This is a genomic window from Pseudomonas solani (assembly GCF_026072635.1).
Taxonomy (GTDB): domain Bacteria; phylum Pseudomonadota; class Gammaproteobacteria; order Pseudomonadales; family Pseudomonadaceae; genus Metapseudomonas; species Metapseudomonas solani.
In genome coordinates, this window is sequence record NZ_AP023081.1 from 451,902 (window position 1) to 465,178 (window position 13,277).

Here is a 13,277-nt window from a genome sequence, read left to right on the forward strand (position 1 = left end):
CCTGCATAAAGCGGGCGGTATCCCCAACGGCAGAACCGGTAAGGACTTATGTGCGGCATTTCTGGAGAGTTACGCTTCGACAAACGACCCGCCGACCTGGCTGCGGTCGAACGCATCACCCATCACCTCGCCCCTCGCGGCCCCGACGCCTGGGGCTTCCATAGCCAGGGCCCCATCGCCCTGGGCCACCGCCGGCTGAAGATCATGGACCTGTCCGACGGCTCGGCGCAGCCGATGGTCGAGCCCGACCTGGGCCTGGCGATGAGCTTCAACGGCGCCATCTACAACTTCCCCGAACTGCGCGAAGAGCTTCAGGCCCTCGGCTACCGCTTCCGCTCCGGCGGCGACACCGAGGTGCTGGCCAAGGCCTGGCACGCCTGGGGCAAGGACATGCTGCCCAAGCTCAACGGCATGTTCGCCCTGGGCATCTGGGAGCCGGGCAGCCAGCGCCTGTTCCTGGCCCGCGACCGCCTCGGCATCAAGCCGCTGTACCTGTCGCGCACGGCCAGCCGTCTGCGCTTCGCCTCCAGCCTGCCGGCGCTGCTCAAGGGTGGCGACATCGACGGCACCCTGGACGCCGAGGCGCTCAACCACTACCTCAACTTCCACGCCGTGGTGCCGGCACCGCGCACCCTGGTCAAGGGCATCGAGAAGCTGCCGCCGGCCAGCTGGATGATGGTCGACGCCGACGGCAACATCGACCAGGGCACCTGGTGGAACCTCGACTACGGCCACCGCGCCGACGAGGCCGGGCTGCAACTGGCCGACTGGCGCGACCTGCTGCTGGGCAGCCTGCGCGATGCCGTCGCCGTGCGTCAGCGCGCGGCCCGCGAAGTAGGCGTGCTGCTTTCCGGCGGCGTCGACTCCAGCCTGCTGGTGGGCCTGCTGGCCGAGGCCGGCGTCGAGGACCTGCTGACCTTCTCCATCGGTTTCCAGGATGCCGGCGGCGAGCGCGGCGACGAGTTCGAGTACTCCGACCTCATCGCCCGCCGCTACGGCACCCGCCACCACCAATTGCGGGTCGGCGAGCACGAGATCATCGAGCAGTTGCCCGCGGCCTTCCGCGCCATGAGCGAGCCGATGGTCAGCCATGACTGCATCGCCTTCTACCTGCTCTCCCGCGAAGTCTCCAAGCACTGCAAGGTGGTGCAGAGCGGCCAGGGTGCCGACGAGCTGTTCGCGGGTTACCACTGGTACCCGCCGCTGGCCGACACGGCCGACCCCTTCGCCACCTACCGCGCGGCCTTCTTCGACCGCAGCCACGCCGACTACCGCGACACCGTGCAGCCGGCCTGGCTCACCGGGGACGTGGCCGGCGACTTCGTCCGCGAGCACTTCGCCCGCTCCGGCGCCGAAGACCCGGTGGACAAGGCCCTGCGCCTGGACAGCACCATCATGCTGGTGGACGACCCGGTCAAACGCGTCGACAACATGACCATGGCCTGGGGCCTGGAGGCCCGCGTGCCCTTCCTCGACTACCGCGTGGTCGAGCTCTCCGCGCGCATCCCCTCGCGCTTCAAGCTGGGCGATGGCGGCAAGCAGGTGCTCAAGGAAGTCGCCCGCCAAGTCATCCCCCACGAGGTGATCGACCGGCCCAAGGGCTACTTCCCCGTGCCCGGGCTCAAGCACCTGCAAGGCAAGACCCGCGACTGGGTGCGCGAGCTGCTGCTGGACCCGAGCCAGGATCGCGGCCTGTTCAACGCCGCCACCCTCGAACGCCTGCTGGCCAACCCCGGCGAAGACCTGACCCCGCTGCGCGGCTCCAAGCTGTGGCAGATGGCGGCGCTCAACCTCTGGCTCAACGAGCAGGGGCTCTAAGGAGAGATTCGCGATGAAATTCTTTACCAGCCAGCAGTACGTGCAGAGCCAGCGTCTGCTGCGCGGTCAGGCGCCCTCCTACGAGCGCCTGCAGGCACGCCTGGCGGAAGAGCACAAGGATGAACAGCCGGAGCAGGTCCAGGTGTTGCACTGCGGCTGGGGCCGCCTGCTGCTGGGCCACACCTACCCGGACCCGACCAGCCTGGCCCGCGAGCTGCTGGCCGAGAGCCCCGGCGAGCGGGACATCGCCCTGTACGTCGCGGCGCCCCAGCAGGTGCTGGCCCAGGCACCGCAGCAGCTGTTCCTCGACCCCTCCGACACCCTGCGCCTGTGGTTCACCGACTACCGCCCGGCGCGCCGGGCCTTCCGTGGCTTCCGCATCCGCCGTGCCCACAGCGAGGACGACTGGCAGGCCATCAGCCAGCTGTACCGCAGCCGCGGCATGCTGCCGGTGGATCACGACGCCATCACCCCGCGCCACCAGGGCGGCCCGGTGTACTGGCTGGCCGAGGATTCGGCCAGCAACCAGGTGGTCGGCAGCGTGATGGGCCTCAACCACCGCAAGGCCTTCCACGACCCGGAAGGCGGCTCCAGCCTCTGGTGCCTGGCGGTGGACCCGCAATGCAACCGCCCCGGCGTCGGCGAGGCGCTGGTGCGCCACCTCATCGAGCACTTCATGAGCCGTGGCCTGGCCTACCTCGACCTGTCGGTGCTGCACGACAACCGCCAGGCCAAGGCGCTGTATTCCAAGCTGGGCTTCCGTGACCTGCCGACCTTCGCCATCAAGCGCAAGAACGGTATCAACCAGACCCTGTTCCTCGGCCCCGGCCCGGAAGAGGACCTCAACCCCTATGCGCGGATCATCGTCGACGAGGCCCACCGCCGCGGCATCGAGGTGCGCGTCGACGACGCCCGCGCCGGGCTCTTCAGCCTCAGCCAGGGCGGGCGCAGCGTGCGCTGCCGCGAATCGCTGTCGGACATGACCAGCGCCGTCAGCATGACCCTGTGCCAGGACAAGACCCTCACCCACAGCACCCTGGCCCGCGCCGGCCTCAGCCTGCCGGCGCAGCGCCTGGCCGGCACCGAGAAGGAGAACGCCGCCTTCCTCGCCGAACATGGCGCCCTGGTGGTCAAACCGGTGGACGGCGAGCAGGGCAATGGCGTGGCCGTGGACCTGCGCAGCGCCGCCGAGGTGGAAGCGGCCATCGACAACGCCCGGCGCTTCGACAGCCGCGTGCTGCTGGAGAGCTTCCACCAGGGCCACGACCTGCGCATCGTGGTGATCGGCTACGACGTGGTCGCGGCGGCGATCCGTCGCCCGGCCGAGATCGTCGGTGACGGCCAGCGCAGCATCCGCTCGCTGATCGAGGCGCAGAGCCGCCGACGCCAGGCCGCCACCGGTGGCGAAAGCCGCATCCCCCTCGACGACGAGACCGAACGCACCCTCAGGGACGCCGGCTACGGCTACGACGATGTGCTGCCCGAGGGCACCCACCTCGCCGTGCGCCGCACCGCCAACCTACACACCGGCGGCACCCTGGAAGACGTCACCGGCATCCTCCACCCGCGCCTGGGCGAGGCGGCCGTCCGCGCCGCCCGCGCCCTCGGCATCCCGGTGGTGGGCCTGGACCTGCTGGTGCCCGCCGCCGACCAGCCCGACTACGTGTTCATCGAAGCCAACGAGCGGGTCGGCCTGGCCAACCACCAGCCGCAGCCCACCGCCGAGCGCTTCATCGACCTGCTGTTCCCCCTCAGCCAGCCGCTGTCCTGAGCCCCGGGCCTGCGGGCCCGGCACCTCGCCAAGGAGACGCCATGACTGCCAGAAAACTCCCCGAACCCGATATCAACTACCTGCGCCAGGTGCTCCTGGAGATGCTCGCCATCCCCAGCCCCACCGGCTTCACCGACACCATCGTGCGCTACGTCGCCGAGCGCCTGGAGGAGATGGGCATCCCCTTCGAGCTGACCCGTCGCGGCACCATCCGCGCCACCCTGCTGGGCCGGCAGAAGAGCCCCGACCGCGCGGTGGCGGCGCACCTGGACACCATTGGCGGCATCGTCCGCCAGATCAAGGACAACGGCCGCCTGGCCCTGGCGCCGGTGGGCTGCTGGTCCAGCCGCTTCGCCGAAGGCAGCCGCGTCAGCGTATTCACCGACACCGGGGTGATCCGTGGCAGCGTGCTGCCGCTGCTGGCCTCCGGCCACGCCTTCAACACCGAAGTGGACAGCATGCCCATCAGTTGGGACCACATCGAACTGCGCCTGGACGCCTACAGCTCGACCCGCGCCGACTGCGAATCCCTCGGCGTGTGCATCGGCGACTTCGTCGCCTTCGACCCGCTGCCCGAGTTCACCGAGAGCGGCCACATCAGCGCCCGCCACCTGGACGACAAGGCCGGCGTCGCCGCCCTGCTCACCGCGCTCAAGGGCATCACCGAAGCCAAGCTGGTGCCGCCCATCGACTGCCACCCGCTGTTCACCATCACCGAGGAGATCGGCTCCGGTTCCGCCGGCGCGCTGCCCTGGGACGTCAGCGAATTCGTCGGCATCGACATCGCTCCGGTCGCCCCCGGCCAGCACTCCAGCGAGCATGCCGTCAGCGTCGCCCTGCAGGACTCGGCAGGCCCCTACGACTACCACCTCTCGCGGCACCTGCTGAAGCTGGCGGAGAAGAACGTCATCCCCGTTCGTCGCGACCTGTTCCGCTACTACCACAGCGATGCCCAGTCGGCGATCGCCGCTGGCCACGACACCCGTGCCGCCCTGCTGGCCTTCGGCTGCGACGCCACCCACGGCTACGAGCGCACCCACATCGACAGCCTGGAAGCCATGGCCCGGCTGCTGGGCGCCTACATGATGAGCCCGCCGGTATTCGCCAGCGACGCCGACAATGCGCAGAACTCCCTGGAGCCATTCAGCCACCAGCTGGAACACACCGCGCAGATGGAAAACGACACGCGCGTACCGACTGTCGGAAGTCTCGTAGGCAAGGGCGAAAGCGACGCTTGAAGGCCACCTCACATAAAGGCAAAGTGCCAGGCCACAGGTCATAAAAACCACGGGGTGAAAGGATGCCTCGCCTCTGTCTGGCGCTCCTGTTGTTCTGCCTTGCCGGCCAGGCCTGGGCGCTTCCGAGCGCCCCCCTCGACCGTGACGACCTGCGCCTGTCCCTGAGCCCCTTCCTGGGTTACCTCGAGGATCGGGACGGCACGCTGCAGGTCGGCGACCTGCGCAAGCTGCCCGACGAAGCCTTCACCCCGGTCCACGGCGAGCACGCCAACCTGGGCAAGAACAGCTCGGTCTGGTGGTTCAAGGTGCGCCTGGTCAACAGCCGCCAGCACCCGCTTTCGGGTTACCTGGAAGCCAACTACCCGCTGCTGGACCACATCAAGGTCTTCCTCTTCGACCCCGACGGCCACCTGCAGGAGCAGGAAAGCGGCGACAGCTTCGCCTTCGCCCAGCGCCCGGTGCAGGTGCGCAACTTCTGGTTCCCCCTCGATTTGCAGCCCGGCAGCAACACCCTGCTGTTGCGGGTGGAAAGCACCAGCACCCTCTTCGTGCCGCTGTTCTTCAGCACCTATGGCGCCAGCGCCGCGGCCCAGGAAAACCTCATGGGGTTCAACGGCGCCTTCTACGGCGTGCTGTTCGCCATGTTCTTCTACAACCTGTTCCTCTACATCTCGCTGCGCGAGTCGGCCTACCTCTGGTACCTGGCCTACAACCTCAACGTCGGCCTGCTGGCCGCCTGCTTCGACGGCATGCTGTTCAAGCTGCTGCCCGAACACGTGGCCTTCCAGTCGGTGAGCATCTACATCCTCATGTACCTGCACTGCCTCACCGCCGTGCAGTTCAGCCGCCACTTCCTCCACGCCAAGCAGTACTTCCCGCGCCTCGACACGGCGCTGCGGGTGGCGATGCTGGTGACGATGGCGATCTTCCTCTCGGCGCCGCTGATCGGCCTGCAGGCCTGGAACATCCTCGCCAGCCTCACCGTCTCCGCCGTCTCGCTGCTGCTCCTGCTGGCCGGCATCTACGTCTGGCGCCGCGGCGTGCGCTACGGCTCCTACTACACGCTGGCCTGGGGCATCCTGCTGTTCGCCTTCATCCAGGCCACCACCGGCTCGCTGGGCGTGGAGGTGCTGGGCATCTTCGGTGCCACGGTGGTGAAGATCGGCGTGACCATCGAACTGATCACCCTGTCCATCGGCCTCGCCGACCGCATCAACACCCTCAAGGAAGAAGGCTTCCGCTCGCGCCAGGCGGCCGAGCAGGCCCATGTCGAAAGCCGCGCCAAGAGCCGCTTCCTGGCCAAGATGAGCCACGAGATCCGCACGCCCCTCAACGGCGTGCTGGGCATGCTGCAACTGCTCAAGGAAACCCCGCTGGACCGCAGCCAGCGCTTCTACGTCGACACCATCTCCAGCTCCGGCAGCGCGCTGATGGCGGTGATCAACGACATCCTCGACTACGCCCGCATCGAGTCCGGCAAGCTGACCCTGGAACACATCGAGTTCGACCTGGAGCAGTTGCTCTCCGACACCCTCAGCCTGTTCACCGCCCAGGCCCTGGACAAGCGCCTGCGCCTCTACATCAGCCTGGAAAGCGGCGTGCCGCGGCGCATCAAGGGTGACCCCACGCGCCTCAAGCAGGTGCTGATGAACCTGCTGAGCAACGCACTCAAGTTCACCGCCGAAGGCCATGTGGCGGTGAACGTCTGCCGCCGCTCCAACTCCCTCGGCGACCCGCACCTGATCTTCGCCATCAGCGACAGCGGCATCGGCATCCGCAACGAGGCGCTGTCCCAGCTGTTCGATTCCTTCGCCCAGGGCGACTCCAGCACCACCCGCCGCTACGGCGGCAGCGGCCTGGGCCTGGCCATCAGCAAGGAGCTGGTGGAAATGATGGGCGGCCGCATCGAGGTGCAGAGCACGCCCGGCCAGGGCACGCGCTTCGCCTTCGACATGCCGCTGCAGGAAGGCACCGAGGAAGACGACGAGCTGCTGCGCCTGCTCAAGGGCAAGACCGCCCTGCTCACCTCCCTCGACGGCCTCGGCCTCGACGCCCTGAGCCGCCTGCTGGGCCGCTGGGGCATGCGCACCGAGCGCTGCCAGACGCCCGAGCGCCTGAACGAATACCTCGACGACTTCGCCGTGCCGCCGCTGCTGGTGCTGGTGGCGCCCTGGCCGGGCAGCGCCGCGCACTGGCTCGACTCCCTGCGCCCGCGCCTGGAACCGGGGCAGCGCATCCTCCTGCTGTGCCCGCCCGAGCAATGCCAGAACCTGCCCCAGAGCAACGGCCTGCGCCTGATCGCCATGGCCCAGCCCCTGGCCGTGGTGCCCCTGCGCGAAGCCCTCGGCGACCTCTATCAGGAGCGCCGCCAGGAGCCGCGCCCAATCCTCAGCGAGGCCTTCAGCGACTCCAGCTCCGCCCCCTGCATCCTGGTGGCCGAGGACAACGCGGTGAACCAGTTGGTGGTGCAGGGCTTCCTGCGCAAGCGCGGCTACCGGGTGCGCACCGTGGCCAACGGCGTGGCCGCAGTGAACGAATACGAGCGCGACCCGGCGGGCGTGCAACTGATCCTGATGGATTGCGAGATGCCGGAAATGGACGGTTTCGAGGCGACCAAGCGCATCCGCCAGTTCGAACGCAACCGCCAATTGGTGGCCGTGCCCATCGTCGCGCTGACCGCGCACATCCTCGACGAACACCGCGATGCCGGGTCCGAGGCGGGCATGGACGACTTCCTCGGCAAACCCCTGGACAGCGCCCTGCTCTTCGCCACCCTCGACCGCTTGCTGATGCGCCAGGACCTGCGCGAGGACTCCGCCTGAGCCGACGCCTGCGCATGGCGTCGCGGCGGTCATCGCGCTAGGATCGCCGCCTGCCCCTGAGGTCCGCCATGCTGATTCCCCACCACCTGCTCGAAGCCGACACCCTCACCCGCCTGATCGAAGACTTCGTCACCCGCGACGGCACCGACAACGGTGACGAAACCCCGCTGGAAACCCGGGTCGCCCGGGTGCGCCGTGCCCTGGAGAAAAAGCAGGCGGTGATCGTCTTCGACCCCGACAGCCAGCAATGCCAGCTGATGCTGCGCAGCGAAGTGCCGAAGGAACTGCTCGAGTCCGCCGAGGACGAGTGACCCTCCTCGCGCACCCTTTCACAACCGGAAAGCACCCGGGATGAACGGGCGCCGCCCCTGTGGAGCGGCGCCACGCATCGGCTTTCGCGGCTTACTGGTCCTTCTCGCAGTTGACCATCCACGGCACCCCGAAGCGGTCTTCGAGCATGCCGAAGCGCGCGGCCCAGAAGGTCGCCTCCAGCGGCATCTGCACCTTGCCGCCGGCGGAGAGCGCGGCGAACACGCGCTCGGCTTCCTTGATGGAGTCGACGTTGAGCGACACCGAGCAGCCACGGATGCCGTCATAGGGGTGTTCCGGCGTGGTGTCGGAGGCCATAAGCGACTGGTCGCCAATGGTCAGGCAGGCATGCATGGCGCGGTCGTGGAACTGCGCGGGCACATGCTCGGCGGCCGGTGATGCGCCGAAGGTCATCACCTGCAGCTCGCCGCCCAGGGTCTGGTTGTAGAACTCGAAGGCCTCGCGGCAGTTGCCGCCGAAGATCAGGTAGGCATTGATACGCATGGTCAGCTCCTTATTGTTGTTTGTCGGCGGCCATCTGGGTGCGCTGACGCTCTTCCAGCTCACGCAGTTCCGGGGTGAATTCGGCACCGAAGTCTTCCATCGTGAAGATCTGGCGGATCTCGATGTCCGACTCGCCACTCATCGGGTTGGGGCAGCGCTTGACCCACTCGATGGCCTTCTCCAGGGATTCCACTTCCCAGATCCAGTAGCCGGCCACCAGCTCGCGGGTTTCCGCGAAGGGGCCGTCGGTCACCGTGCGGCTGCTGCCGGAGAAGGTCACCCGCGCGCCACGGGAACTGGGGTGCAGCCCCTCGCCCGCCTGCATGATGCCGGCGTCGATCAGCTCCTGGTTGTAGGCGCCCATCGCCGTGAGCAGCGCCTCGCTGGGCATCTCGCCGGCTTCCGATTCCTTCGTTGCCTTGACCATCACCATGAATCGCATCGTGTCGCTCCTTCTTGTTCGGGGTTCATGCCCGCCAGGCTGGCGGTTCTGTCCATTAGTCGAACGGGCTGCGCGGGTTTCGACAGCCCTTCGAAAAAAATTCACGTGCATCGACTCCAGGGAGGAAATGCGCGCGGGCACGGAGGCGAATCACAGCTTAGTGGGTCTTCGAAATCACGCCGGTGACAGGAGGGATGGAACGCCGAACGGCGTTCCCTGGATGCGAATCTGCAGCCTCCTGCCACCTCGCGAACATCCGCCGCCAGGAAGGAAGCCGGATGAGCGGGGAAAACCCGCCAACCCTCAATGCAAGGGCAGGCGGATGCGGAACTCGGCGCCGCCGAGGCTGGAGTCGTCCAGGGCCAGTTCACCGTCGAAGCTTTCGACGATGTCGCGGACCACGGCGGTGCCGATGCCCTGGCCAGGATGCTGGGCATCGAGTCGCTCGCCGCGCTTGAGGATGCGCGCGCGTTGGTCCACCGGCACGCCGGGGCCGTCGTCCTCCACCCGCAGCTCACAGAAATCGGCACCCTGCAGGGCGCTGACGCGGATATGGCCGAGGCACAGGCGGTAGGCGTTTTCCAGCAGGTTGCCGAGCAGCTCCAACAGCGCGCCCTGTTCGACGGGCACGTCGAGGGCGGGGTCGAAGGCGCGTTCGACCCGTACCTGCTTGTCGCGGTAGACCTTGTCCAGCGCCTCGCAGAGCAGGTCGAGCAGCGGCGCCAGGCGCACGCGGTGGCGCACCAGGCCGCTCTTGCGCAGGGTGGCGCGCTGCAGCTGGTAGTCCACCTGCTGGCTCATGCGCTCGATCTGGCTGCGCAGCACATGGGCCTGCTCGGGGTTGGCGGATTTGTTGATGGTCTCGCTGACGCCCTGCAACACCGAAAGCGGGGTCTTCAGGCTGTGGGCCAGGTCATCGAGGGAGTTGCGGTAGCGCTCGCGCTGCAGGCGCTCGCTCTCCAGCAGGCGGTTGAGGGAACCGGTGAGGCGCAGCAACTCGCGCGGGTGCTCCTCGCTGAGGGAGTCACGGGCGCCGGCTTCCACCTGGTCCAGCTCTTCGCTGAGCCGGCGCAGGCTGCGGAATCCCCAGGTGAGGCCGAACCAGAGCAGCGTCAGCAGCAGCAACAGTGCAGCACCGAGCCACAGGTACAGCTGATGGACGAAGCCGTCGTGCATCACCTGGTAGTCGCTCATCGGCTGCATGGTGACCACGCTGAAGGCCGCGGCCTGGCCGCGTAGCAGGTCGATCTCCACGTCGTAGACGAAGAACTCGCGGCCACGCACGTCGTGCACTCGGGTGAACTCGTGGCCACGGCCGTCATAGCGGGGCTCGTAGTGCACGGATTCGTCGGTGGAGGAACGCGACTGCCAGACCAGCTTGCCGTCGCTGTCGTAGATGTAGCCGAGCTGGGTGGCGTCGAGGTTGTCGAATTCCTCGTCGGGCAGCTTGTCCGGCATGTCCAGGCGGCCGTCGACGATGCGCGCGGCGGCGATCAGCGCACTGGCGTCGGCGGCCAGGCGCTTCTCGATGGCCTGGTCCAGGGCGTAGTCGAAGGCACTGCGCAGCAGAGGCAGCAGCACCAGCATGAACAGCACCGCGAGCGCCGTGGCGCCCAGCATCAGGCGCAGGCGCAGGGAGAACCCGGCGCGACGGCGGGGGCTGGCGGCGTGGCTCAACGGCAGCGCTCGGTGAACAGGTAGCCCTGGCCGCGCACCGTCTCGATGGGCTTGAAGCCGTGCTCGCCCTCCAGCTTGCGGCGGATGCGCCCGACCAGCACTTCGATGACGTTGGGGTCGCGTTCCTCGTCGCCGGGGTAGAGCTGCTCCATCAGCCGCTCCTTGGCCACCACCTGCTGATGGTGACGCATGAGGTATTCGAGGATGCGGTACTCGTAGGCGGTCAGCGCCATGGGCGCGCCATCGATCTGCGCCTGCTTGCGGTTGAGGTCGAGCAGCAAGGGGCCGGCCTCGATGGTGGACTGGACGAAGCCCGAGGAGCGTCGCAACAGGGCATTGAGGCGCGCCTCCAGCTCTTCGAACTGGAACGGCTTGACCACGTAGTCGTCGGCACCGGCGGCCAGGCCTTCGACCTTGTCCTGCCAGTTGCCGCGTGCGGTGAGTATGAGGATGGGGAACGCCTTGCCGCCGCTGCGCAGTTGGCGGATGAGGTCGAGGCCGCTCATGCCGGGCAGGCCGAGGTCGATCACCGCAAGGTCGTGGTGGTATTCCTCGGCGCGGTACAGCGCCTCCTCGGCATCCGGCACCGCGTCGACCACGTGGCCCTGCTCGCCGAGGCGCGTATGGAGGTGATGGCGCAGCAGCGCCTCGTCTTCCACAACCAGCAATTTCATTGGCATTTCCTCAAGCAAAGGCCGGGCACTTGGCCCGGCCGTGCATGGCACTGGTCAGAACTTGTAGCTGGCGCCCAGGTAGGCCTGCGAGCTGCTGTGCAGGTCCAGCGAGCCAAGCTTGTCGCCACCGTGGGGCGCGACTTCGGTGCTGGCATTGGTGCGCAGGTAACGATAGCCGGCCTCGATGGAGGTGCTCTTGTTCAGTTGCTGGAGGATACCGGCCTGCAGGCCCGCTGCGTAGCCGATGTCGCTGTCGCGGCGCATGCCGGTGCCGTCCTGCTCCAGCTTGACCAGGCCGAGGGTGGCACCACCGAACAGCTTGGTGTTGTTGTCACCCAGGGGCAGGAAGACGTCGTAGCTGCCGAGCAGGTTCTGCTGGCGCAGCTTGTTGCCACGGTCGGTGTCCGAGAAGTTCTCGTAGGTGGCGTAGTAGCGGCTGCTGTCATCCATCATGCCGGCACGTACACCCCAGGTACCGGTCTTGTGGATCACCTTGTCCAGGCTCGGGTCACCGAGGTTGGCATTCAGCGCCGAGGAGTTCTGGATGTTGTTGTTGGTCTGGCCCCAGGTCAGGCTGACGAAAGGATCGGCTGCCTGGGCGGACGTAGCGGCGAAGGCCAGGCCGGCGGCGAGAGCGATAGGAGTCAGGATGGTTTTCATGAGGAGTTCCTCCGATGGATTTCGATTCGTGCTTGAACACGGAAGCCATCCTGCCTGGCGGGCACTGAACCGCCCCTGAACCCTCTCTGAACCTCGGCTGAACGATCGGGTATGAGCGCAAATACTGCTCGCGGCACGGGTGAACCCGCTCGATTCCGTGCCGGCGTGCCTGACCACGGCACGAAAAAAAACGGGAGCCCCCAAAAGGGCTCCCGTTCTCGATTCAGAGAAAACGCCCGGAGTCGACCAGTGGCCAGGACTCCAAGCTACAACCTCACCTGCGTTCCAGAAGAAACGCAGCGCTAGTCTGGCAAATAGCCCGCGAGGCATCCGTTTAGCTTTGGTAACCCGATTGCAAACATATGTAACCGGCGCAGACGCTGGCTCCCATCGGGCCGGCACGGCAGAATGCGCCCATGACGCCCGCCCTCCCCGCCTTCTGTACCCCCCTGGAATCCGCCTGGCCCTTCGCCACGCCGCTGCCCGGCATCGCCCTGCGCGCCTGCCGCTTCGACCCGACGCAGCTGGCCGAGCAGGATTTCGCCCGCTGCGCCATCGTCGCGCCCGCCACTATCCAGCGCTCGGTGGCCAAGCGCCGTGGCGAGTACCTGGCGGGCCGCCTCTGTGCCCGGGCGGCGTTGCTGGCCCTTACCGGGCGGGGCGAGGTTCCGGCAACCGGCGAGGACCGCGCGCCGATCTGGCCGGTGGGCGTCAGCGGCTCCATCACCCACGGCGCCGGCTGGGCGATGGCCCTGGTGGCACGCAAGGGGGACTGGCGTGGCCTGGGCCTGGACATGGAACAGCGCCTGGAACCTGAACGCGCCCTGCGCCTGGCCGAAGAAATCCTCACCCCCGCCGAGCTGCAACGCCTCGCCCTGCTCCCCGCCGAAGCACAAGCCGAGCGCGTGACCCTGACCTTCTCCCTCAAGGAAAGCCTGTTCAAGGCGCTCTACCCGCTGGTGGGCAAGCGCTTCTACTTCCACGATGCCGAGCTGCTGTCGGTGGACGGCACCACACAAACCGCGCGACTGCGGCTGCTGATCGACCTGGCTGGCGAATGGATGACGGGCTGTGAGCTGGAGGGGCATTTCCAGCTGTACGACGACCGGCTGCTGAGCCTGGTGGCGGTGCGCTGAGCCGTCTGGATCAGGTCTCGACGTAGGATGGGGCGGGCGGCGTTCCGCGAGCTCCGCGAAACCCATCACCTCCGAAGCGATGGGTTTCGTACCTCTACCCATCCTACGTGTTGAACACCCGTAGGTTGGCGCCGAGCGCAGCGAGGCCCAACGGCACGCGCGTCCGTCAGCCTCGCAATGTTGGGCTTCGTACCTCAGCCCAACCTACGTGGGAATTCATTCGCGA

Annotated in this window: 11 protein-coding genes; 6 read left to right on the forward strand and 5 right to left on the reverse strand. The window is 67.5% G+C overall.

Annotated elements, in window-relative coordinates; all coding sequences use genetic code 11:
* The first annotated feature begins 48 nt into the window (after positions 1–48).
* The 5 genes from PSm6_RS02075 to PSm6_RS02095 all read left to right on the forward strand — a co-directional run bounded on the left by PSm6_RS02075 (position 49) and on the right by PSm6_RS02095 (position 7,960).
* Positions 49–1,818 carry an N-acetylglutaminylglutamine amidotransferase gene (locus PSm6_RS02075; RefSeq protein ID WP_265169403.1) on the forward strand — a complete coding sequence of 590 codons (1,770 nt, stop codon included), beginning with the start codon at positions 49–51 and terminating at the stop codon, positions 1,816–1,818.
* Between the two features lie 13 nt (positions 1,819–1,831).
* On the forward strand, positions 1,832–3,589 hold the full coding sequence (gene ngg / locus PSm6_RS02080) for an N-acetylglutaminylglutamine synthetase (RefSeq protein ID WP_265169404.1): 1,758 nt from the start codon (positions 1,832–1,834) through the stop codon (positions 3,587–3,589).
* Between the two features lie 41 nt (positions 3,590–3,630).
* Positions 3,631–4,827, forward strand: a complete 1,197-nt coding sequence (locus PSm6_RS02085; RefSeq protein WP_021218418.1) for an osmoprotectant NAGGN system M42 family peptidase — start codon at positions 3,631–3,633, stop codon at positions 4,825–4,827.
* A 62-nt stretch (positions 4,828–4,889) separates the two neighbouring features.
* Positions 4,890–7,649 carry a hybrid sensor histidine kinase/response regulator gene (locus PSm6_RS02090; protein ID WP_265169406.1) on the forward strand — a complete coding sequence of 920 codons (2,760 nt, stop codon included), beginning with the start codon at positions 4,890–4,892 and terminating at the stop codon, positions 7,647–7,649.
* A 68-nt stretch (positions 7,650–7,717) separates the two neighbouring features.
* Positions 7,718–7,960, forward strand: coding sequence for a YheU family protein (locus PSm6_RS02095; RefSeq protein WP_021218416.1), 243 nt, complete (start codon positions 7,718–7,720; stop codon positions 7,958–7,960).
* Positions 7,961–8,051: 91 nt separating this feature from the next.
* On the opposite strand, the gene PSm6_RS02100 is transcribed toward PSm6_RS02095, so the two are convergent.
* The 5 genes from PSm6_RS02100 to PSm6_RS02120 form a co-directional block, all read right to left on the reverse strand.
* Entirely contained in the window at positions 8,052–8,462 is a 411-nt protein-coding gene (locus PSm6_RS02100; protein WP_021218415.1) for a VOC family protein, read from the reverse strand.
* A gap of 10 nt (positions 8,463–8,472) precedes the next feature.
* Complete coding sequence (locus PSm6_RS02105; RefSeq protein ID WP_021218414.1) at positions 8,473–8,904, reverse strand: YciI family protein; 432 nt, start codon at positions 8,902–8,904, stop codon at positions 8,473–8,475.
* A gap of 303 nt (positions 8,905–9,207) precedes the next feature.
* Positions 9,208–10,524 (reverse strand): ATP-binding protein, encoded by a 1,317-nt coding sequence (locus PSm6_RS02110; protein WP_031287368.1) that lies wholly within the window; start codon positions 10,522–10,524, stop codon positions 9,208–9,210.
* Positions 10,525–10,577: 53 nt separating this feature from the next.
* A complete protein-coding gene (locus PSm6_RS02115; protein WP_184487862.1) occupies positions 10,578–11,255 on the reverse strand; it encodes a response regulator in 678 nt (225 codons plus the stop codon).
* Positions 11,256–11,309: 54 nt separating this feature from the next.
* A complete protein-coding gene (locus tag PSm6_RS02120; RefSeq protein ID WP_265169409.1) occupies positions 11,310–11,915 on the reverse strand; it encodes a hypothetical protein in 606 nt (201 codons plus the stop codon).
* Between the two features lie 416 nt (positions 11,916–12,331).
* Here PSm6_RS02120 and PSm6_RS02125 point away from each other — a divergent pair, with 416 nt between their 5' ends.
* Complete coding sequence (locus PSm6_RS02125; protein WP_265169411.1) at positions 12,332–13,051, forward strand: 4'-phosphopantetheinyl transferase family protein; 720 nt, start codon at positions 12,332–12,334, stop codon at positions 13,049–13,051.
* The last annotated feature ends 226 nt before the right edge of the window (positions 13,052–13,277 follow it).

Excerpts from the sequence above, each read along its gene's own strand:
- PSm6_RS02075 (WP_265169403.1), top strand. The coding sequence starts at position 49 with ATGTGCGGCATTTCTGGAGAGTTACGCTTCGACAAACGACCCGCCGAC.
- ngg (WP_265169404.1), top strand. The coding sequence starts at position 1,832 with ATGAAATTCTTTACCAGCCAGCAGTACGTGCAGAGCCAGCGTCTGCTG.
- PSm6_RS02085 (WP_021218418.1), top strand. The coding sequence starts at position 3,631 with ATGACTGCCAGAAAACTCCCCGAACCCGATATCAACTACCTGCGCCAG.
- PSm6_RS02090 (WP_265169406.1), top strand. The coding sequence starts at position 4,890 with ATGCCTCGCCTCTGTCTGGCGCTCCTGTTGTTCTGCCTTGCCGGCCAG.
- PSm6_RS02095 (WP_021218416.1), top strand. The coding sequence starts at position 7,718 with ATGCTGATTCCCCACCACCTGCTCGAAGCCGACACCCTCACCCGCCTG.
- PSm6_RS02100 (WP_021218415.1), bottom strand. The coding sequence starts at position 8,462 with ATGCGTATCAATGCCTACCTGATCTTCGGCGGCAACTGCCGCGAGGCC.
- PSm6_RS02105 (WP_021218414.1), bottom strand. The coding sequence starts at position 8,904 with ATGCGATTCATGGTGATGGTCAAGGCAACGAAGGAATCGGAAGCCGGC.
- PSm6_RS02110 (WP_031287368.1), bottom strand. The coding sequence starts at position 10,524 with ATGCTGGGCGCCACGGCGCTCGCGGTGCTGTTCATGCTGGTGCTGCTG.
- PSm6_RS02115 (WP_184487862.1), bottom strand. The coding sequence starts at position 11,255 with ATGAAATTGCTGGTTGTGGAAGACGAGGCGCTGCTGCGCCATCACCTC.
- PSm6_RS02120 (WP_265169409.1), bottom strand. The coding sequence starts at position 11,915 with ATGAAAACCATCCTGACTCCTATCGCTCTCGCCGCCGGCCTGGCCTTC.
- PSm6_RS02125 (WP_265169411.1), top strand. The coding sequence starts at position 12,332 with ATGACGCCCGCCCTCCCCGCCTTCTGTACCCCCCTGGAATCCGCCTGG.